The following is a 19,754-nucleotide window of genomic DNA, read 5'->3' on the forward strand; positions in this document are numbered from 1 at the left end:
TTTCTTCTTCTGGTGCTTCATAATATATATAACCGATAAGGGCAGTGTAATATAGCTTTTCAGCTTTTACCCAGAAATCTTCTCCTGCCTTTTCTCCATCTCCCTTAGTGTTGGCAATAATTGTTTGAACAAGCTTTAAAATATCTTTTTCACTTCTCAAATATGCAAAGGGATTGTATTTCATAGATTTTTTAAAGTTTATTGTATTTAATATCTTTATGTCATATCCATTTTCATAAAGCATTTTTCCACACTCTAACACAAGCGTCCCCTTAGGGTCTGTTACTACATAAGAAGAATGCATTTGCATTAGGTTTGGCTTTACATAAAATCTTGTCTTACCTGATCCAGAACCACCTATAACTAATACATTTTTATTTCTAGCGTATTTAGGATTTTTAGGTCTTGAGTTCATTGTAAGTCTTTCGGTATTAGTTATAAGAACATTATTTTCAAACTTAGGGTCAATATAAGGAGCAATATCTTTGCTTTCTCCCCATCTTGCAGATCCATACTCTTTACCTTGCCTATATTTCTTTTTGTTTTTACCTTTGCTATAAACAATTAGCTTAACAAGACCAGCAACTGAAACACCTACTAACAAGTCCCTTGGATTAATACTTGGTATATAAGATAAAGTTCCTATATCAGAAATTCCTACCATTATTCTATCAATAATATCTCCTCCTACATAAGAATTGATGTGCTTAGAAAAGATATTTCCAATGTAGCAAAATGATAAATAAGGAATGTTTGATAATATAAATTTCTTTGGGTTGTCTATTTTAATTAAGTTTTTAATATCAGAAAGAATGGCTTCTAATACCTTATTCATCGTAGAAACCTTCACTATCTAATAAAATTAGTAGGTAGTGTCTTCCCTTTGGTGTTATAAATGTTTGTATGCCTACAAGTGTACCTAGTGGATCAACCCATTCCTTTACTTCAAAATATCCCTTGTTCTTATCTGCATAAGGTAAGAGTTTCTTTTTCTTATCTCTATAAATTAATCCCTTATCCATTAAAAAACTTATAAATTGATTTTGTGGTATTCCTAACTCTTTGGCAGTATTTCTAAAGTTTGTAAGTAGGTTATAATCTACTAATTTGTCATAATAATCTGCTTTTGGTCTTAATTCTTCAATTTCTTCTTCTCTCTCGGCAATAATTCTATTGGCTACTAGAATTGCATCTGCAAGTAACTCTTCATTAGTTTTCTTTTCTTGCCCTACTATATATCCTCCATTTTTTCTAATACTTGGTAAGACTTCTCTAGTTACCCAAGCTTTGAATATTTTTGCTTGTGGTAGTTTTGATGAGAGGATAAGTGAATATAATCCTGACTCATTAATTATTGAAATATTCTGTATTCCTCCAGGGGTGTTCCATTTCGTTACACCCTTATCTTCTTCATCTACATGGTCATAAACAGCTTTTCTTGGATTGACATATCCTAACATAGTTGCTACTTCATTTGCTATAAAGAAAAACTCACCGTCTTTTTCTATAACAGTGAGTTTCCCAAAATTCTTATTTTCAAATGTTTTTAAATTACTTATCATAAGCTTTGCTCCTTATGTTTATTTTTAACTTTATCTTTGCTAATGGTGTCCTTAGCCATATCTTTAAACTTATTTATAGTCTTAGTTATTGAATCTTTTCTATCGGCCTTTCTTTCAGAAACCTTAACTGCTTTTTTAAAGGCGTGTTCCATTACTTTTATATCCTTAGATTGAAAAAACACAGAGTGGTTGCCAGTTTCCTTATCTTTCATAACAGAAAACTTCACTCCGTGTTTATTTAAAATTTTCTTTAGTTCTTTTAACTCAGGATCCTTTAGATTAATTTCTTCTAACTGTCCCTTTTTAACCATATCTTTTAGTTTTACTTCTTCTCCATTATTTTTTATTACATTTTTCAAACCTCCTTGTTCTTCTATTTGCTTGTGAACTTTCTTTAAGGCATCAAGAATTGCTTTACTTGTTGCTTTTGCAAGTCTTACTTCAAGATTAAGACTTGACCTTGATACTTCTTCATTAATCATCTATTCCACCTCCATATAAAAGTAACTCTTTGTATTTTCTTAACTTCTCTTGATGGATTTTTCTTCTAAAATCTTCTCCCGTAACTTTAACTGGTATTGTCATTTCAAGTATTCTTGAATATATCCTTTGATACTCAAGGTCAATGTTTGGATTTTGAATAATTTCCAATGATAAGTTTGTAGTAAAAATTGTCGGCCTACCCTTTAAGTATCTTGAGTTTATAATGTTATATACTTGTTCTCTTGCATAAGATGTATCCCTTTCAATTCCAAGGTCATCTAAGATTAACAAAGGAATATTGGATAGGTTATCTATAATTTCGTTTGAATCTAGCTTAAATGCAGATTTTTGTATTTGATTTATAACCTGAGATAAATTCATAATCTTAACTTTAACTTGCTTTCTTTCGATTAATTCATTTGCAATTGAACAAGCAAGATAAGTTTTTCCACTACCAACATCTCCATAAAATAAAAGTCCAACATTGTCTTCTTTCATTTGTTCAAAGCTTTTGGCATAATTATAAGCAACTTTATAAGCTTGACCTTTTTCATTTAAGTATTTCTCAAAATTATATTTGTGTTGGATAGGTGATGAGAAGCAATCTCTTTTCAATGTCGATATTCTCATCAGTCTTTCTCTTTCTTCGTTTTCCTTATCTCTTTTTATTTCACATTCACATTTAATTCTTGGAATAAACTTTGTAAATCCAAGGTCAAGTAATTCTCCATCTACTCTTTTACCACAGACCTTGCAATAAATATGTCCTTTTCTTTCAATATCATTTTCTCTTAATACAAAATCTTTTAAGCTTATCATAAACTCTCACCTATATCGTAATTCATCTTTTTTGTTGAATTTTCATTAATATTTTTTGCCTGATCATTAAGATACCAATTAATTATTGTTGCCTTGTGATCTTGATACACTCTGTTATTTGCTTTCATATATGACGAGAGCCTATCAATGTACTCATTAATTCTACTTCCTAACTCATTTGTTAAGTCCTTGTATTCTTCATCAGTCAAAAATATATTTTTATATATTCCATAAGGTTTTTGTCCTTTACTAAAATCATTCTTTCTTAACTCATTATTACTATTATTGTTATAGTTACCTTCCGATTTTCGAAAATCTTGACTTTCGATATTCGAATCTCTTGAATTTCGATTATCGAACTTCTGGAATTTTGTTTTTCGAACTTCTTGATTTTTTAATTCCATATTATTAAATATGCTCATAAAGTCTTTAACATAAATTCTGTTAGGCTTTCCCAGTCCTTGTCTTTTCTTTTCAATAAGTCCTATTCCTGATTTAATATCAAGTTCAGCTATTAATTTATTTGCTTTTTCACTCGCACAATTAAATTGATCTTTTATACTTTCTATTGTGTAATAAATAAAGACTTTTCCATCTTCATCTATCCAGCCATTTTTATATGAAAGACCCATTCGATTAAGCATATATGAATACAAAACTTTAGCTTCAATAGAAATGCTCTCAAAAATCTCATCTTCCATCAATACCATAGGTAACCTAATGAAGTTATACATTTCAGATTGCCTATTATAAAAATAATCAAAATTCATTCCTGCCTCCTTTCTTTGAAATAAAAAAGACGACAGAATTATTACTTTCTATCGTCTAAGATTTACATATTAAATATTTACTAAAACCATTCTTTGTGCATTTTTTCTAACGACTCTTTTGTAAGTGGATATCCAATAGATTCTCCTATCACTGAGTCAATCCCACAATATGGACAAATTGCTGTCCAATTTGGTTCATCTTCACACCAATCATCTATTTCATTTGGAGAAAAGATTCTACAACAATAAAAACAACCACACTTCTTTTCATTTTCAAGCATAGTTTTATTTGCAAAAGAATACTTATGAGCTTCTATACAATCCATACTACCTCCTTATAAAATTTATAATCTTTATTTATATTGGTATGCTATTTACAATATCCATTATTAAAATGGATACTCTAAGCAGCACACCAACTATTTATTTTTTGAGTTTTAAACTTTGGTAGAAGTCTTGAACTCCTTATATTTACATAACTATTTGCCTCTATCACTATTATGACACGAAACCCACAAGTAGGGTCATAGACTTTATTGATGTTTGTTTTTCCATCCATTACGAGCCTTGCTAATAGCTTTGATACTGTTTGCGGAGTAAAAAACTCGCCGCCAGATTTACCTGCGTTACTGGCATAATTTGAAATCAAATATTCATAGGCATCGCCAAAGGCGTCTATATCATTATCCTGAAAGTTCCCAAAATTTATTTCTGCTATGCCTGTCAGTATATCCGCCAATCTTTTGTTTTTTTCTGCTACTGTTGCTCCTAAGCGATTACTCGTTGTATCTACATCTTCAAACAGTCCTTTGATGTCATCTTCCGATGCAAAGCCTACTGCACTGCCTTCAATTGATTTAAATATATTAGCTAAGTCAGTATTTAAGTTTTCGTTGTCTCTAGCATTTTTTACAACATTTTTAAACAACTGACTTGGCAATATAAAAAAGCCTTTATCTTCAACGGTGTTCGGTCTAAAATCACATTCTGCTTCTTCATCAGAAATTTTAGCATAATCAAAGTCTAAGTCGCCAGCTTCATGTTCGGCAGAATTAAAAAATTCAGTAATATTTTCGGAAATAAATCTATAAAACAAAATTCCTAGTATATATTGTTTAAAATCCCATCCATCTACTGCCCCTCGAACGTCATCGGCAATTGCCCAAATTTTTCTATGAAGTTCTGCTCTCTGTACTATTTCTTTGTTCTCCTTTTTTAAATCTGACATCCTCTTCTACCTCACTTTACTGATTAGACTTTGATTAATCCTTCTTCTATATTTGTTATTTTAAAGATGTTTTTATCTGTTTTTTTAGAAGTTCTAATAGGATAAACTTCTGCTTTATCTATAATTAAAAATTATCTTGAATAATTATTTTGCGATTTTTATTTATGTCTTTAGCTTTTTTTAGCATTCTCTCTAAATCACTTTCATCAAAATTATAAACCTTGTCGCAAAAATAACAGCTAACTTCAGCTTTTTTGTCTTCACGCAAAATTTCTTCAATTTCTTTTGGTCCAACAGATACAATTGCATCTTCAACTTTTTCTCGAGAGCAATTGCATTTATAAGTGATTTCTCTCTTTTCAAGAATTTTAAAATTCATGTCCTTCATTAAAATTTCAATTAATTTTTCTGCATCGTGATATTCATCTAAAATTGAAGTAACGCTTGGAAGGTTTTTTAAATTTTCCTCTAGCTTTGAAATTTGCTCCTCAGTTGCATCGGGCATTAACTGAATAATAAATCCGCCAGCAGCCTTTATTGAATAGTCCACATCAACTAATACTCCAAGACCTACTGCAGATGGAACTTGGTCAGATTGGCTAAAATAAACTGCAAGGTCTTCTGCAATTTCTCCTGTAGTTAAATTTACTGTACCCGTATAAGGCTTTTTCATTCCCGTATCCATTACAAGAGTTAAATTTCCCTTGCCTACAATTCCAGACACGTCAATTTTACCGTCACTTTCCCTTATTGGAAGATCCGCTGTGGGATTTGTAACATAACCCTTTACAAATCCGTCGTTTTTACAAGTTGCAACAATTCTTCCAGCAGGTCCATCTCCATTAATGGAAAGAGTTATTGAGTCCTCTTCATTTTTTTGCCAAGAACCAATAATTGATGCTGCAGTCAAAACTCTACCTAGTGCAGCACTTGTAGTCTTTGATAATTTATGAATTTTCGTTGCTTCTTCTACCACATCAGTTGTAATGGCAGCAGAAATTTTTATAGTTTCAGTTTCGTCAATTGCCCTTAAAATATATCCCATTATTACCTCCTTGCAATAATTGTGTATCTTGAAGTTTCTTCTCCAACTGCTTTAAACTCATAGTCGTCATAAACTTCTATTTCACAAAATCCAATTTCTTCTAATAAATTTTTTACAAAAGATAAGTCGTAAGCTCTTTCAAAATGTTCCTCGTAAAATCTTTTATATTCATCGTCCTTTATATTTCTAAAAAAATTAACTCCATAGGTATTTAATTTTTTTTCGTCATCATAAATGTTTTCCCAAATGTATAGGACATCATCCACTTCATCCACTGTAACTGGCGGTATATTTTTAAATTTGTATTCTGTGTTTAAGTCAAAAATAAAAATTCCGCCTTCATTTAAGTGTTGGTAGCTTGATTTTAAAGCAGATTCAAAATCTTTTTCATAAGTTACATAATTTAAACTGTCGCCTACGGAAAATATTGCATCATATTTTGAGGGTGCCAAAAAATCCGCCATATTTTGTTTAAATAATTTTAAATTTTTGTTTCTTATTTTATTTTCGCATAGGCTAAGCATATCTTCTGATAAGTCAAAGGCATGAACCTTGTAATCCCTTATGATTTTCTCTGTAAGGGCACCTGTTCCACAAGCCATTTCTAAAACTAACACAGGTTCTAGAGACTTTTCCCCTAGAACCTCTTTGATAAATTTATAGATTTTTTCATAGTCTAGATCGTACATGAGCTTGTCGTAAAAATATGCGAAATCTTTGTACATCATTTTCTGCTTTCAATCTCCTTTAAAATTTCTTGTAAAACAATTGTAGAATTTTTGTGAATGACTACATCTGCTTGGCGATCCATTGGCGTTGGATCATTATTTATTATAATCAAATGGTCAACATAATTTGGCAAGAAATTTACTGGAGAAACTGTAAGGGATGAACCAACAACTATTAGAGTGTCAGTGTTGTCAAGCTCCCTTGCTCCCCTTTCAAAGTCATCTGGCATCATATCGCCAAACATAACTACATTCGGTCTAATTGTGCCGCCGCATTCGTCGCATTTAGGTGGTATTTCTCCTTTTTCCACTTTTTCACGCATTACTGCAAAGGGATATTCTTTGCCACATTTCATGCAATGTGTGCCACGAGTTTCGCCGTGAACTTCGTAAATGTTTTTTGAGCCAGCCTTTGCGTGAAGATTGTCTATATTTTGCGTGATAATCCCCGATAAATATCCCAATTCTTCTAATTTTGCAAGAGCTTTATGGCCGCCATTTGGCTCTTGGTCGTTTAAGTCTTCCAAAATTTTGTAACCTTCCTTATAAAAAATTTCTGGATGGTTTAACAATCTGTCCTTTGAAAGTGCAAGGGCTGGATCCATTTTTGAATAATATCCTGTGGAAGATCTAAAATCAGGGATGCCTGAGTCGGTGGAAATTCCTGCACCAGTTAGTGCAAAAACTTTTTTTGATTTTAAAATTAAATCAGCTGCTTCTTTTATTTTATCCATAATCCTACCTCCTAAAAAACAATGTAGTGATAAATGAAATACAAAATAACAAGGGCAATTATTGGCACAAAATTAAATAAATCAATGCCCTCCACATCTCTATATCTAATTTTTATTTCTTTGTCCTTATTATTTTCTTCTTTTAAACTCTTCAAAATATATCTAATTAAAATCACTGAAAAAATTGAAATTACAATTAATATAATAATTATTAAAAGTTCAAGGGAACCAATCTCGCGAGATAATTTCGTCTTTCTCAAAAATTCAAAAAGCCTTTCATTGACATACCTAGCAGTTAAAACTGCAATTACATTATTGACAAAGTGGGCCGATATTGCAGGAATAATTGAACCTGTAACTTCAATTAAACTTGAAAACAAAAGCCCCAACAAGAAGGGTGCAATAAAGTTTTGTATGTCAAAATGAAATAGTGCAAAAACTAAGGCTGATACAATTATGGCAAACCTCTCGCCATAAACATTATAGGCATTTGTAAGCGTTCCTCTAAAAAAAACTTCTTCGCAAATAGCTGGCACAAGACACATAAATATTAAATAATTAAAAATTGGGACATTTTGTAGCATTATCTCCATGGGAAAATTTTTGTACTCAATAAAATTTGATAAAAGCGACAAAAAAATTCCATTAAAGAGAAGAATGACTGGATATGCTAAAATTACAAGTATAATTGTTTTTAAAATGCTCTCAAAAGAAATCTTTTTAATCTTTAAAACTTCTCTAATATCTCCCGTAGAGGAAATTAAAATTGCAGGAATTAAAATTATAAAAATTTCCGTAATAAATGTTCCCCAAAAACTATATTTTTCTTGAATATTAAAACCAATTGTTAAGAAAATAATTGCCAGCACTAGAGTCAATGTGTTGACGCTCATGACATTTAGATTTTTCTTTTTAAAATTCTTCATTTTTTTCCTTATAAGTGTAGATATATGGCACATTTCTGTAATAATCGCCATAATTTAAACCATAACCAACTATAAAAATATCTTCAATTTCAAAACCAACATAATCGGCACTTACATCTGCTTCTCGCCTTGAAGGCTTGTCTAAAAGCACGCAAGTTTTTAGTTTTTTTGGATTGTAAGTCAAAAGTTTTTCTTTCACTGCGTAAAGTGTGTTGCCAGTGTCTAAAATATCATCTACAACTAAAACATTTCTATTTTCAATATTTGTGCGTAAATCCGTTAAAAACCTCACTTCTCCACTAGAACTTTCATTATGTCCATAACTTGAAGTTGTAAGAAAATCTATTTCAACTAATTTATCAATCTCTCTAACTAAATCTGCCGCAAAAATAAAGCTTCCTCTTAAAAGAGAAATGACAACGAAATCGTCATCGAAGTCAGCACTAATCTTTTTGCCAAGATTTTCTACTTTTTCTCTTATCTCATCGCGAGAAAATAATATTTGTCTTTCCATAATTCCTCCACCTACATTATATCAAAAAATGGCAAAAATTCATCTTTAATTGCCATTATCACAAAACCTTTGGTATAATTACAGAGAAGGTGATTTTATGAAAAAAAGTTCTTTTGAACTTGCATTAAATAAATTATTAATTCTATACATAATAGATAACTTCAGCCACAAGTTAAAGGAAAATGATCTTAGCTATTTTGTATTAGATATTGAACTCTTTAATTACTTTTACTTTAAGCAGTATTTAAAGGAATTGGAATCAACGGGCTTAGTACTCTTTGATAGAGATAAGAAATATTATCTATCTGATGATGGTGTTAAAACGCTAGATATTTTTTACGAGAAAATCCCAGAGGAAAATATAAAGTTTTTAGATGAAAAAATGAAAAAATATCGCCATGAATTGCTGCTTCAAAATTCCATTACATCAGAAATTTATGAGGAAAAGGGTACAGGATACACTCGTCTAAAAATTAAAGATGGTGAAATTGATGTCTTGGATTTAAAAATCGAAGTATCCGATTTGTTAATGGCAAAAAAAATATCTGCAAACTTTAAAAAGAATGCAGAAAATATTTATTCTAAAATATTAAAATTATTGACAGAAGATAAGAATTAGAACCTCTGAGTTCTTTTTTATTAAATTTAAACTCTGTATTCCATCATATTTCTTCCAGCAATGGCAACCGTGGACGCATTGTGAAGAAAAGCTGAGTTTGTATTTGTCAAATGTCCTGCTACTCCAAGTGCAATTAGAGCTCCGTTAAAGGACACAATATGCCTGTAACTTCTATGGACTCTTTTTTCCAATTCCCTTGCAATTTTTATTACATCAATAAGTTCTTTTAGGGAGTCTGATTTTATTGATATATCTGCGATTTCCTTTGCAATATCTGCTCCTTCGTGCATTGAAATTCCCACGTCTGCAGATGAAAGTGCAATGGAATCATTAATTCCGTCACCAATCATGACAACTGTTCTTCCTCTTTCCTTTTCACTATCTACATAATTTTTTTTGTCCTCTGGCAAGACTTGAGCTTTATAATAATCAAGGTCTAGTTTTTCTGCAACAGCTCTTGCTGAATTTTCTGCATCTCCTGTTAACATTGCAATTCTTGTAAATCCAAGTTTTCTAAGAGAATCAATTGTATATTTCGCATCTTCACGAATTGGGTCGTCTATACAAATTACTGCAATTAATTTTTCGTCAAAGGCGAGGTACAATAGGGAATAATCTTCTTTAAGTTCATCAATCTTATTTCTTTGCTCCTCATCAATTTTTATTTTCTCATCTTCTAAAATAAAGTGAGCTGAACCAATTAGAGCCTCTTTATCTCCAATTTTTGATTTTATTCCATGTGCCACAATGTACTCGGGCTTTGAATGCATTTCTTCGTGGTTTAAATTTTTTTCCTTTGCAGCCTTTACCACGGCATTTGCTATTGAATGTGGAAAATGCTCTTCAAGGCAAGCTGCAATCCTCAAACATTCATCTTTGTCATTGTCGTAAAATGCAATTACCTTTTCAACCTTTGGCTCTGACTTTGTGAGAGTTCCCGTCTTGTCAAAAATAATTGAATCCGCTTGGGCAAGTTTTTCTAAATATCTACCGCCCTTTACAAGAATTTCTCTTCCTGATGCAGATGAAATTGCCTTCATAGTTGCAATTGGTATTGTAAGTTTAAGTGCACATGAAAAATCTACCATCAAAAAGGATTTTGCTTTGATGAAATTTCTCGTTAACAAATAAGTTATTCCTGCTCCTAAAAAGGAGTATTTTACAATTGAGTCGGCTATGGACTCTGCTCTCTTTTCTGCAAGTGATTTGTTTTTTTCACTCTCTCCAATTAATTCAATTATGTGATTTATTCTCGACTCATCGTGTTTTTTAGTAGTTTTGACGAGAATTGCTCCTTCTTCTAAAACTGTACCTGCAAATACAGTTTTGCCTTCAGTTTTTTTCACAGCAAGGGATTCACCAGTAAGTGAGGATTCATTTACCATTCCTAAACCCTTAATTATTTCACCGTCAACAGGTATTGTGGAACCCATATTCACTTCCACGACTTCAGAAATATTTACTTCTTCTAATTTTTTTAAGTATTTTTTGTCGCCATCAACTACAAAAACTTTTTCTATATTTAGTTTTAGTGATTGAGCAAGATCTTCCTTTGATTTTTTTAAAGTGTAATCTTCTAGCTCTTCGCCAAGTCCAAGTAGAAACATTATATTTCCTGCATCGTTAAATTCTCCATCAAGTATAGAAATTCCAATAGCTGTCGCATCTAAAATTGCCACATCTAATTTTCTATTTTTTAGACTTCTCAATCCAGCTTTAATATAAGGTATCGCCCTTATTAAAATTCCAATTGGTCTAAGGGGCATTGGCAAAATATGTGCAAAGAAAATTCTTCTATACATTGCATCTCGAAGAATATGAAAAAGTTCTCTATCTTCTTGAGGCACAAAATCTACATCATCAATTTCAAAATTTTTTAAATCTTCTAAATTGAGTTCTAAAATAAATTTTGCAATTTTCGGCAAATGTTTTTCTTCATAATTTACTATAATTGAATTTGCTAGAGGTGAAATCTTACAAGATTTAACGCCAGATAGTCTTTCAATTTTGTATTTTAATTTATTTACATCGCAGTTTCTAAGTACGCCATCGTATAAAAAGCGACTCCTGCCTAGAGTTCGACTTACAATAGTTGCAAACATATTACTCTTCTACTTCAATTTCTTCTGAAGATTCTTCGCTTTCTTTGGCAACTTTTTCGATATCTAAGTTTGCTTTTCTTTCAGCTTCTTTTCTGTCGTCTTCAGCCTTTTTAACTTTTGCTTCAGCAACAATATCTTCAGTGGAAACTTTTACGCTTTCGACACCTTTGTCAATTCCCTCTTTAATTTTAAGCCCTTCAGCAACTGTTGTTACAGCAATTCTTTTTGCCGTTTTTGATGAAAGGATTTTTCCACCAATCGCTCCTGCAACAAAACCTAAGCCTAAGTTAATTAATTTCTTTTTCATAATAGCCTCCTATTTTTTAAGATAATATTATCATTTTTTATTTTTAATAATTAAAAATATTTCCGTTAATAAATTAATTTTTTTAATATGCATAAAAAAACTGACTCGTTGAGCCAGTCTTTAGGAGTTATTAAAATTTATTACTTTACTTGTCTTCTATTCTATCTTTTTTTAAAATTACTTTAAATTGAGTTCCAATTCCAAGTTTTGAACTTATCTCCAGCTTTCCGTCAATAGATTGCAAAACATGCTTTACTATAGAAAGTCCAAGACCTGTCCCGCCAATTTTTCTAGATCTCGATTTATCTACTCGATAAAATCTTTCAAAAATTCTCGCTAGATCCTTTGAGGGAATGCCTATGCCTGTGTCTGTAATAAAAATTTCTTGATTTTTTTCATCTTCAGTGATTTTTATGTCAAGCTTTCCGCCATCTTTATTGTATTTTAATCCATTGTTTATAATGTTTGCAAAGAGTTCCCACATCATAGTTTTGTTTTCAAATACAAGTCCATTACCTTCTAAGGTAACTGCAATATTTTTCTCGTCAATTAAATTTCTTTGAGCTCTTAAAATATCTCTTATAAGTTCCTTCAAATTCAGCTCTTCTCTAGAAAAGGTTTCAGCATTTTCAATCCCAGAAATTTTCATAATATCTTCGATTAAATTTAAAAGTCTCTTTGAATCGTCATAAATTAATTTATAAAACTCTTCCTTGTTGTCTTCATCTACCATCCCATTTACTAGGAGTTCTGAAAAACCGCATATTGACGTAAGAGGTGTCTTCAGCTCGTGACTTACATTAGATGAAAACTCTTCTCTTAATCTCAATGCTCTAATTTCTTCAGTTTCATCGATAAATAAAATTACCACGCCTCTAACTTTTTTATCTTCAAACACTGGATTTACATAAAATTTAAATTCTCTGTCTCCAATGTTAGTAACAGATTCGACACTAGAACCCATCAAGGCATCGTCTATTAGTTTTAATAGATCTACATCTCTTATTAAATTTAAAATATTTTCTCCAATAAGTTTTCTTTTTGAATTAAAAAGTTCCCTTGCAGAATTGTTTACAGAAAGCAAATTTTTGTTTTCATCTATTATAATAAGTGATTCCTTCATATTTTTTAAAATAGTTTCAATGGTATCCCTTTCTCGACTAATCTCCTTGAAATTCTCCTTTATAGTCTTGTTTTGTTTATTAATTTTTTGAATAAAGGGACTTATTTCTGGAAATTTATATGTGTCAATTGTAAGTAAATCTTCATTTAAATTATTTAAAGGTTCAAATGTTTTTTTTGTAAGTCTGCCTGAAACTACTACTGCAACCCCAAATACAAAAAGTGACATTAAAATATCTACGGGAAGAACTTTTGTAAAGGTGCCAAGGAGATTTTCCATCTCTCTTGACACTCTTAAAATACTTCCATCTTCAAGTTTTAAACTTACATAATAGAGATCCTTGGAAAGGGTAGTTGAAAATCTTTCAATTTGTGCAAAGCCGTCTCTTTGCGCCTTAATAACTTCTGGTCTATCCTTATGTGTAGGAAGAAACTTTGCATTTTCAACTGAATCATAAATTACATTTCCATCATCTTTTATTAAAGTAATTCTAAAATCTCTTTTCTTTTTAGCCACATCCTCTAGATAGTTTTGGTCATCATCAATTTTATTTAAAGTTTCGCCCATAGTGATGACTATATTTGAAAGGTCTTTGTTTGATCTGTCTACATAGACAGAATAATAGATGAACATGGATGTAATAGTTGAGAGAAAAAGCGTAAGAAGTGATATGCCAAGTAAATATCTAAAAAACCTATTTTTCATTTCAATCCTTCGTTGAAAGCATATAGCCCACGCCTCTAATGGTCTTTATATAATTTCTTTTTTCTTGTAATTTGTCACGAAGAAGTTTTATATGCATATCCACAGTTCTCGTTTCGCCTTCATAATCATAACCCCAAATGTAAGTTAAAAGTTTTTCACGAGAGATGACTATCTCTTTATTTAAAATCAAATATTTTAAAAGTTCGTATTCTTTAAAAGTAAAGTCCACTTGCTCGCCATCAATTGTAACAGTTCTCTTTAAATTATTCATTACAATGCCACTAAATTCTAAAATATTTTTATCTTTTTCAGAAGTGCTGGCACGTCTAGCTATAGCACCAACTCTAGATAAAAGTTCCATTACAGAAAAAGGCTTTTTAATATAATCGTCGGCACCACCATCTAGGGCTGAGATAATATCATACTCAGAAGTTTTTGCTGTGATCATCATGACCCAAATATTTTTAGTGTCCTCTTTTTCCCTTAACTTAGTTAAAATTTCTGTACCATCAATGTCTGGAAGCATTATATCAAGAAGCACAATATCAGGCTTTTTTTCACTCAGCTTTTCGAAAAAATCATTGCCATTTTCAAAACAGTATACATCGTAGCCCTTGCTCCTCAATGAATATTCAATTAATTTTAAAATCGATGTGTCATCTTCTACTACATAAATTAACATTAAATCATCCTTTTATAGAAAATATTACCCACTTGGCAATATTTACAGCGTGATCTGATATCCTCTCTAGGTATTTTGCAATCATTATAATATCAATTGCAGCTGCAGGATCAAAATCTGATTTAATTATATCAATTAATTCGTCTCTTATCATCACAAAATAATTATCTACAACATCATCTTCATCGTCAATTTTATTTGCAGAATCAATATCCATATTTACAAAGGAATCTATGGACTTATTTAAAAGTGCAATAGTCGCTTCTGCCATTTGCTTTACTAGAGGAAATTTATTTGAAGCGTAGTCATCGGGCAACATCATGCAAATTTCTGCAATATCCCTAGCATTATCGCCAATTCTTTCCATATCGGTAATCATTTTTAAGGCAGCAGATACTCTTCTTAGATCACTTGCTGCTGGTTGTTGTTCAACGAAAATTTTTAAACATTGCTTTTGAATAATACCTTCGTATACATCAGTTCTTTCTTCATAATTTGAAACTTCCATTGCAATAGCTTCGTCCTTATCATCTAATAATGAAATTGACTTTTTAATTGCAGTTTCATTTAGCATTGCCATTTCTAGAAGTAAATTATTTAAATGTCTTAACTCTTCATCAAATTTCTTTCTCATTAGCCGAACCTTCCTGTTACATATAATTCTGTTTTTTCTTCCCTTGGATTTGTAAATATGTCAATTGTGTTTCCATATTCGACAATTATTCCTTGAAGGAAAAATGCCGTCTTGTCAGAAATTCTTGAAGCTTGTTGCATATTGTGAGTAACTATAACTATTGTATACTGCTCCTTTAATTCTTGTGCTAAATCTTCAATTTTTCCTGTAGAAATTGGGTCAAGAGCAGATGTTGGTTCGTCCATCAAAATTACTTCAGGATTTACTGCAATTGCTCTTGCAATACAAAGTCTTTGTTGTTGCCCACCAGAAATTGAAAGTGCAGACTTTTTTAAATCGTCCTTTACTTCATCCCAAATTGCTGCTTGTTTAAGCGATGACTCCACAATTTCATCTAATTCAGCTTTGTTTTTTATACCATGAGTCTTTGGACCATAGGCAATATTTTCATAAATACTCATTGGAAAGGGATTGGGCTGTTGAAATACCATTCCTACTCTTTTTCTAAGTTTATTTACATCGTAATTTTTGGCATAAATATCTTCACCATCAAGAGTTATATCTCCATCTATTCTACAACCTACTACTAGATCATTCATTCTATTTAAACATTTTAGTAGTGTTGACTTACCACAGCCAGAAGGTCCAATAAATGATAAAATTTCATTTTCCCTTATGTCTAAATTTATATTGTGAAGTGCTTTAAAATCCCCATAGTATAAATCGAGATCCTTGACATTCATCTTTGATTGCATTATTCTACCTCCTTTAGTTTGTCTGCAAGCTTAGTAGAAGACCAGTTGATTAAAAGAACAAGTAGCAAAAGCACCATTCCTGTTGCATAAGCCTCCCCAACATGCTTACCTTCAGACGAAAGCACATACATGTGTAGAGCTAGTGTCCTTGAAGATGATTTAAGTGATGATGGAAGTGATGTTGCTGTACCTAACGTGTACATAAGCGCAGCTGTTTCACCAACTACACGTCCAATTGATAAAATTATTCCCGATAAAATTCCTGGAATGGCAACTGGCAGCACAACTTTAAAAATTGTTCTAAGTTTACCTGCTCCAAGTGCAAAGGAGCCTTGTCTAATTGATGGATGAACTGATTTTAGTGCCTCTTCCGTAGCTCTCATTATAATCGGAAGGATCATAATAGATACTGTCAATACACCAGAAATTACTGAAAAACCCATCTTTAACTTTAATCCAAAGAATAGCATTCCAAACAATCCATATACAATTGATGGAATACCTGCAAGAGTTTCCGTTGCAAGCCTAATAGCCTTAACAAGTTTGTTTTCAACATCTGTGTATTCAACTAAAAATATTGCAGTAAAAATTCCAATTGGTGATGCAAATAATATTGCAAGAACAACTGTAAGAAGTGTTGTAATAATCGCAGGTCCCATTGATACATTTTCTGAAGTGTAATTTAGTGAAAGCATATCTGGTCTAAAAGAAAATGCTCCTTTAAAAACTACAAAAGCAACTATGAAAACTAAAACCGCAAAAGTCATTCCTGAAAATAACCTAGTAGTTATCCTGTAAAAAGATAAGCCCTTTATGAAGTGAAGTCCAAAAACTAGAGCGACAAAAAATAATAATATGCCTACTGTAATATATTTAACCATTGTTTTCGCTCCTACTCTTTACTATAAAAAATACAATATTTATAATTAAAATAAAAATAAATAGCACAGCTGCAGTTGCTATAAGAGCTTGTCTGTGTTCTCCAGCCGCATAAGCCATCTCAAGTACTATATTAGTCGTCATGGTCCTAATTCCCTTTAGAGGATTTAAAGTCAACCTAGTTTGATTTCCTGCTACTAATATTACTGCCATTGTCTCACCAATTGCACGACCCACGCCTAAAATTATTCCAGCAAAAATACCAGATTTTGCGGCAGGTATCATTACCCTAGTAATAGTTTCATCGTGAGTTGCGCCAAGAGAAAGAGAGCCTTGATAAAAAGATTGAGGAACAGTTCTAAGAGATGCCTCTGCCATAGAGATTATTGTTGGCAAAACCATAATCAAAAGTAATATTGATGCAGATAACATATTCATACCTGTACCACCAAAAATAGATCTATTAATTGGCACTATAACTGTCAAGGCAAAAAAACCATATACAATTGAAGGTATGCCTGTCATTAAGTTTAGTGCAGGTTTTAAAATTCTATAAATATTTTTCGGACAATCAAATGCCAAATAGCAAGCTACCATAATTGAAACTGGAACTGCTGCAATACACGATAATGCAGTGATCATTATAGAACCAATTATCATAGGTAGAATTCCATAACTTGGCGGTACATTCATTGGCGTCCAACTATCGTTTAAGATAAATTTTCTTACTCCAATTTTTCCAATAAAACCAAAAGAATCTTTGAAGATAAATATACATATCAATAGCAAAAAGAAAATTGACAGTACAGAACAAACTAGGAAGAAGTGTTTAAATACCTCTTCCTTAGTGAATGTTTTTCTTTGGTTTTCTTTATGGAGTACCTTTTTATTAGTATCTTCCATTTTATTCATTCCCTGTACCTAATTATTTTGCTGCTTCAGACCATTCAGTTAATTGACCAGTGAAGATTTTTTGAAGTTGATCCATTGTTAAGTTTTCGCAAGTATTTTCCTTGTTAACAATTACTGCAATACCATCTCTTGCGATTACTGTAAATTCAAGAGCTTTCTTTTCTTCATCTTTAAGTTCTCTAGAAGCCATACCAAGTTGTGCTGTACCTTCCATTGCTGCAGTCATACCAGCAGAAGAACCATTAGACTGAATGTCAATTTGAACCTTAGGATTTTTAGCTTTGTAAGCTTCAGCAAGCTTTTCCATTAGAGGAGAAACTGAAGTAGAACCAGCAATTGTAATGTGTGCATCATTGTCAATAGCTTCGTATTTAGCACCTGTAGCATCTCCAACATAACCTTCTTCTTCACAAATCTTTTGACCTTCATCTGACATAATAAATGTGATTAAGTCTTTATATTTTGCATCTATATCAGCTTTATAAGCAACATTAAATGGTCTAGAAAGTTTATAGCTTCCCGCTTTTATATCTTCAGGAGTAGCTTCAACATCTTCAACTTTAACAGCCTTAACTGTGTCATTTAAAGAACCAAGAGAAATATAACCAATAGATGCCTTATCATTTTGTACAGTTGTAAGAACTGCATCAGTAGAAGATTGAACTGCTGCTTCAGCATAAGTATTGTCAACTTCTTTGTCGCCATCTTTAACAAGAACGCCAGTTAGCTCTGTAAAAGCAGATCTAGTACCTGAACCCTGTTCTCTTGAAATTACATTAATAGTTCCAAGATCAGCCGCATTAGATCCCTTTTCTTCTTGTTTAGCATTTTCTTTAGGAGTATTAGCTGCTTCTTCCTTCTTGTTTCCCCCACAAGCAACTAAAGACGCTGCCAATGCAAGAATCATTCCAACCTTGCCAATTTTTTTAATTTCCATTATTATCTTCCTTTCAAATATAATTTTTACTTTCGTTGCCATTATAGAAAAATATTGTAAATTTGAAAGATTGCTATTGTAAATTTTGTGTAAAATATTTTACAAGCTGTGAAATATTAGTGAAACTATGTAAAGTTTAGATATAGATCGCCATTGTTGCTTAAAGATGAAATAAAAAGGAGCCAGATAACTGACTCCAAATTTTATCCTCTTACTCTTTTATTTTCTTTGTCGTAGAAAATCCTGTCGCATAATTTTGCTTTTATATCGCCATCTTTAGTTTTAATTTCAACTTCTTTACCTTCTATTGCACATTCTTTTTCAATTAAGCAGTAACCAATGAACTTTTCAACTGTGTAGCCATAGGTAAATTTTGTAACTTTTCCAATTTCTCGACCATCTAGTAGAACTGCATCCCCTGCCTCAACTTCGCCTTCCTCAAAAAGTTCAAAGCCTAACAAATCCCTTTTTACATCATCTTTTTCTTTAAGAAGTGCATCTTTTCCAATAAAGTCGCTGTCCCAATGAACTGTCCAGTCATACCCAACTTCAAGTGGATTTGTACCTTCCAGGTCGCTCATTAGTACATATCCCTTTTCTCCTGGCAAACTTCCAATAATTACATCCGTTGTAATATTAATAAGCCCAAACTCTTTGCCACATTCTTTAATTTTTTCTTCTAGCTTTTCTTTCTTGCCACTTTCAACATAAAGTTCGTATCCAAGTTCACCAGTAAAACCTGCCCTTGCAACCATAATGTCTAAGTCGCCAACAGAATTATCTTCGATAGTAAAGAATTTTAAATTAGAAATGTCTTCATCAACAATTTTATTTACAAGATCTCTTGACTTTGGTCCTTGAATAGCAAACATTGTAACTCTTGAAGTAATATCCTTGTAATCAAGGTCGCATCCATCTTTAAATTTGTCGAACCATTTAATCATCTTGTCAATATAAAGAGTTGAAATCAAATATTTGTCTTCTTCCAATCTAAAAACTATTACATCGTCAATGATTTTCCCTTCTTCATTTAGCATTGTAGTATAAAGTGCGTGTCCTTTTTTCATATTTTTTATGTCATTTACAAAAACTTTGTCTAAAAAAGTTGCTGCATCTTTACCCTTGACATCTAAAATTTGGTGAGTGAAATCATAATAACCAACACCACATCTTACGGCTTCATGTTCTTTTCTTTTTAGTTCATTATCTTTCATAATATCATTCCTTTAACACTTTATAACAATAGTCTTCACCCCTAATATACCCTCAAAATTTTTTTAAAAACAAAAA

23 protein-coding genes are annotated in these 19,754 nt (G+C 31.7%); 1 reads left to right on the forward strand and 22 read right to left on the reverse strand.

The genetic code is table 11. The annotated features are described in order from the left end of the window. The 12 genes from HKO22_RS04160 to hpt all read right to left on the reverse strand — a co-directional run. The coding region (locus tag HKO22_RS04160; RefSeq protein ID WP_169968767.1) for a type IV secretory system conjugative DNA transfer family protein at positions 1-835 on the reverse strand (835 nt) is incomplete at its 3' end. After that, a complete protein-coding gene (locus HKO22_RS04165) occupies positions 828-1,562 on the reverse strand; it encodes a phage antirepressor Ant (protein WP_000625117.1) in 735 nt (244 codons plus the stop codon). The genes HKO22_RS04160 and HKO22_RS04165, both read right to left, overlap by 8 nt. Next, positions 1,559-2,044 carry a PcfB family protein gene (locus tag HKO22_RS04170; RefSeq protein WP_000606602.1) on the reverse strand — a complete coding sequence of 162 codons (486 nt, stop codon included), beginning with the start codon at positions 2,042-2,044 and terminating at the stop codon, positions 1,559-1,561. The genes HKO22_RS04165 and HKO22_RS04170 overlap by 4 nt, the downstream gene beginning before the upstream one ends. After that, positions 2,037-2,864 carry an ATP-binding protein gene (locus tag HKO22_RS04175; protein WP_169968769.1) on the reverse strand — a complete coding sequence of 276 codons (828 nt, stop codon included), beginning with the start codon at positions 2,862-2,864 and terminating at the stop codon, positions 2,037-2,039. The genes HKO22_RS04170 and HKO22_RS04175 overlap by 8 nt, the downstream gene beginning before the upstream one ends. Beyond that, entirely contained in the window at positions 2,861-3,634 is a 774-nt protein-coding gene (locus HKO22_RS04180) for a replication initiator protein A (RefSeq protein WP_169968771.1), read from the reverse strand. The genes HKO22_RS04175 and HKO22_RS04180 overlap by 4 nt, the downstream gene beginning before the upstream one ends. A gap of 80 nt (positions 3,635-3,714) precedes the next feature. Next, positions 3,715-3,960, reverse strand: coding sequence for a cytoplasmic protein (locus HKO22_RS04185; protein ID WP_169968773.1), 246 nt, complete (start codon positions 3,958-3,960; stop codon positions 3,715-3,717). Positions 3,961-4,037: 77 nt separating this feature from the next. Beyond that, positions 4,038-4,862: a type I restriction-modification system subunit M gene (locus tag HKO22_RS04190; RefSeq protein WP_169968775.1), complete on the reverse strand. Its 825-nt coding sequence runs from the start codon at positions 4,860-4,862 to the stop codon at positions 4,038-4,040. A gap of 124 nt (positions 4,863-4,986) precedes the next feature. Continuing rightward, positions 4,987-5,907, reverse strand: a complete 921-nt coding sequence (gene hslO / locus HKO22_RS04195; RefSeq protein ID WP_169968777.1) for an Hsp33 family molecular chaperone HslO — start codon at positions 5,905-5,907, stop codon at positions 4,987-4,989. 2 nt (positions 5,908-5,909) lie between these two features. Beyond that, positions 5,910-6,635, reverse strand: a complete 726-nt coding sequence (locus HKO22_RS04200; protein ID WP_169968779.1) for a class I SAM-dependent DNA methyltransferase — start codon at positions 6,633-6,635, stop codon at positions 5,910-5,912. Beyond that, the gene (locus HKO22_RS04205) at positions 6,632-7,369 is read right to left on the reverse strand and encodes an SIR2 family NAD-dependent protein deacylase (protein ID WP_169968781.1); all 738 of its coding nucleotides are present in this window, start codon (positions 7,367-7,369) and stop codon (positions 6,632-6,634) included. Before HKO22_RS04205 ends, HKO22_RS04200 begins: the two co-directional genes overlap by 4 nt. A gap of 11 nt (positions 7,370-7,380) precedes the next feature. Then, positions 7,381-8,295: a type II CAAX endopeptidase family protein gene (locus HKO22_RS04210; RefSeq protein ID WP_083635562.1), complete on the reverse strand. Its 915-nt coding sequence runs from the start codon at positions 8,293-8,295 to the stop codon at positions 7,381-7,383. Then, positions 8,282-8,809: a hypoxanthine phosphoribosyltransferase gene (hpt, locus tag HKO22_RS04215; RefSeq protein ID WP_075660126.1), complete on the reverse strand. Its 528-nt coding sequence runs from the start codon at positions 8,807-8,809 to the stop codon at positions 8,282-8,284. Before hpt ends, HKO22_RS04210 begins: the two co-directional genes overlap by 14 nt. Positions 8,810-8,906: 97 nt before the next feature. Here hpt and HKO22_RS04220 point away from each other — a divergent pair, with 97 nt between their 5' ends. Further along, complete coding sequence (locus HKO22_RS04220) at positions 8,907-9,428, forward strand: DUF4364 family protein (protein ID WP_075660125.1); 522 nt, start codon at positions 8,907-8,909, stop codon at positions 9,426-9,428. Between the two features lie 26 nt (positions 9,429-9,454). Here HKO22_RS04220 and HKO22_RS04225 read toward each other — a convergent pair whose 3' ends face one another. The 10 genes from HKO22_RS04225 to HKO22_RS04270 all read right to left on the reverse strand — a co-directional run bounded on the left by HKO22_RS04225 (position 9,455) and on the right by HKO22_RS04270 (position 19,678). After that, positions 9,455-11,530, reverse strand: a complete 2,076-nt coding sequence (locus HKO22_RS04225) for a heavy metal translocating P-type ATPase (RefSeq protein ID WP_169968783.1) — start codon at positions 11,528-11,530, stop codon at positions 9,455-9,457. Position 11,531: 1 nt separating this feature from the next. Next, on the reverse strand, positions 11,532-11,837 hold the full coding sequence (locus HKO22_RS04230) for a DUF6110 family protein (protein WP_075660123.1): 306 nt from the start codon (positions 11,835-11,837) through the stop codon (positions 11,532-11,534). Positions 11,838-11,982: 145 nt separating this feature from the next. Further along, complete coding sequence (locus HKO22_RS04235) at positions 11,983-13,665, reverse strand: sensor histidine kinase (protein WP_169968785.1); 1,683 nt, start codon at positions 13,663-13,665, stop codon at positions 11,983-11,985. A gap of 1 nt (position 13,666) precedes the next feature. Further along, positions 13,667-14,347, reverse strand: a complete 681-nt coding sequence (locus HKO22_RS04240) for a response regulator transcription factor (protein ID WP_075660121.1) — start codon at positions 14,345-14,347, stop codon at positions 13,667-13,669. A gap of 4 nt (positions 14,348-14,351) precedes the next feature. Beyond that, positions 14,352-14,981, reverse strand: a complete 630-nt coding sequence (phoU, locus tag HKO22_RS04245; protein WP_075660120.1) for a phosphate signaling complex protein PhoU — start codon at positions 14,979-14,981, stop codon at positions 14,352-14,354. Next, positions 14,981-15,736 carry a phosphate ABC transporter ATP-binding protein PstB gene (pstB, locus tag HKO22_RS04250; RefSeq protein WP_075660119.1) on the reverse strand — a complete coding sequence of 252 codons (756 nt, stop codon included), beginning with the start codon at positions 15,734-15,736 and terminating at the stop codon, positions 14,981-14,983. The genes phoU and pstB overlap by 1 nt, the downstream gene beginning before the upstream one ends. Continuing rightward, positions 15,736-16,617 (reverse strand): phosphate ABC transporter permease PstA, encoded by an 882-nt coding sequence (pstA, locus tag HKO22_RS04255; protein WP_075660118.1) that lies wholly within the window; start codon positions 16,615-16,617, stop codon positions 15,736-15,738. Before pstA ends, pstB begins: the two co-directional genes overlap by 1 nt. Next, positions 16,610-17,518: a phosphate ABC transporter permease subunit PstC gene (pstC, locus tag HKO22_RS04260; protein WP_169968787.1), complete on the reverse strand. Its 909-nt coding sequence runs from the start codon at positions 17,516-17,518 to the stop codon at positions 16,610-16,612. The genes pstA and pstC overlap by 8 nt, the downstream gene beginning before the upstream one ends. Before the next feature lie 22 nt (positions 17,519-17,540). After that, positions 17,541-18,464 carry a substrate-binding domain-containing protein gene (locus tag HKO22_RS04265; protein ID WP_169968796.1) on the reverse strand — a complete coding sequence of 308 codons (924 nt, stop codon included), beginning with the start codon at positions 18,462-18,464 and terminating at the stop codon, positions 17,541-17,543. Positions 18,465-18,667: 203 nt separating this feature from the next. Continuing rightward, entirely contained in the window at positions 18,668-19,678 is a 1,011-nt protein-coding gene (locus HKO22_RS04270; RefSeq protein ID WP_169968798.1) for an aminomethyltransferase family protein, read from the reverse strand. Positions 19,679-19,754 lie beyond the last annotated feature (76 nt).

Origin of the sequence: Peptoniphilus faecalis, assembly GCF_012976305.1 — a bacterium.
In the GTDB taxonomy this organism is placed as follows: domain Bacteria; phylum Bacillota; class Clostridia; order Tissierellales; family Peptoniphilaceae; genus Peptoniphilus_A; species Peptoniphilus_A faecalis.

Excerpts from the sequence above, each read along its gene's own strand:
- pstB (WP_075660119.1), bottom strand. The coding sequence starts at position 15,736 with ATGCAATCAAAGATGAATGTCAAGGATCTCGATTTATACTATGGGGAT.
- HKO22_RS04180 (WP_169968771.1), bottom strand. The coding sequence starts at position 3,634 with ATGAATTTTGATTATTTTTATAATAGGCAATCTGAAATGTATAACTTC.
- HKO22_RS04175 (WP_169968769.1), bottom strand. The coding sequence starts at position 2,864 with ATGATAAGCTTAAAAGATTTTGTATTAAGAGAAAATGATATTGAAAGA.
- HKO22_RS04240 (WP_075660121.1), bottom strand. The coding sequence starts at position 14,347 with ATGTTAATTTATGTAGTAGAAGATGACACATCGATTTTAAAATTAATT.
- HKO22_RS04190 (WP_169968775.1), bottom strand. The coding sequence starts at position 4,862 with ATGTCAGATTTAAAAAAGGAGAACAAAGAAATAGTACAGAGAGCAGAA.
- HKO22_RS04170 (WP_000606602.1), bottom strand. The coding sequence starts at position 2,044 with ATGATTAATGAAGAAGTATCAAGGTCAAGTCTTAATCTTGAAGTAAGA.
- HKO22_RS04210 (WP_083635562.1), bottom strand. The coding sequence starts at position 8,295 with ATGAAGAATTTTAAAAAGAAAAATCTAAATGTCATGAGCGTCAACACA.
- HKO22_RS04270 (WP_169968798.1), bottom strand. The coding sequence starts at position 19,678 with ATGAAAGATAATGAACTAAAAAGAAAAGAACATGAAGCCGTAAGATGT.
- HKO22_RS04220 (WP_075660125.1), top strand. The coding sequence starts at position 8,907 with ATGAAAAAAAGTTCTTTTGAACTTGCATTAAATAAATTATTAATTCTA.
- pstA (WP_075660118.1), bottom strand. The coding sequence starts at position 16,617 with ATGGTTAAATATATTACAGTAGGCATATTATTATTTTTTGTCGCTCTA.
- hslO (WP_169968777.1), bottom strand. The coding sequence starts at position 5,907 with ATGGGATATATTTTAAGGGCAATTGACGAAACTGAAACTATAAAAATT.
- HKO22_RS04205 (WP_169968781.1), bottom strand. The coding sequence starts at position 7,369 with ATGGATAAAATAAAAGAAGCAGCTGATTTAATTTTAAAATCAAAAAAA.
- hpt (WP_075660126.1), bottom strand. The coding sequence starts at position 8,809 with ATGGAAAGACAAATATTATTTTCTCGCGATGAGATAAGAGAAAAAGTA.
- pstC (WP_169968787.1), bottom strand. The coding sequence starts at position 17,518 with ATGGAAGATACTAATAAAAAGGTACTCCATAAAGAAAACCAAAGAAAA.
- HKO22_RS04225 (WP_169968783.1), bottom strand. The coding sequence starts at position 11,530 with ATGTTTGCAACTATTGTAAGTCGAACTCTAGGCAGGAGTCGCTTTTTA.
- HKO22_RS04200 (WP_169968779.1), bottom strand. The coding sequence starts at position 6,635 with ATGATGTACAAAGATTTCGCATATTTTTACGACAAGCTCATGTACGAT.
- HKO22_RS04230 (WP_075660123.1), bottom strand. The coding sequence starts at position 11,837 with ATGAAAAAGAAATTAATTAACTTAGGCTTAGGTTTTGTTGCAGGAGCG.
- phoU (WP_075660120.1), bottom strand. The coding sequence starts at position 14,981 with ATGAGAAAGAAATTTGATGAAGAGTTAAGACATTTAAATAATTTACTT.
- HKO22_RS04265 (WP_169968796.1), bottom strand. The coding sequence starts at position 18,464 with ATGGAAATTAAAAAAATTGGCAAGGTTGGAATGATTCTTGCATTGGCA.
- HKO22_RS04235 (WP_169968785.1), bottom strand. The coding sequence starts at position 13,665 with ATGAAAAATAGGTTTTTTAGATATTTACTTGGCATATCACTTCTTACG.
- HKO22_RS04185 (WP_169968773.1), bottom strand. The coding sequence starts at position 3,960 with ATGGATTGTATAGAAGCTCATAAGTATTCTTTTGCAAATAAAACTATG.
- HKO22_RS04165 (WP_000625117.1), bottom strand. The coding sequence starts at position 1,562 with ATGATAAGTAATTTAAAAACATTTGAAAATAAGAATTTTGGGAAACTC.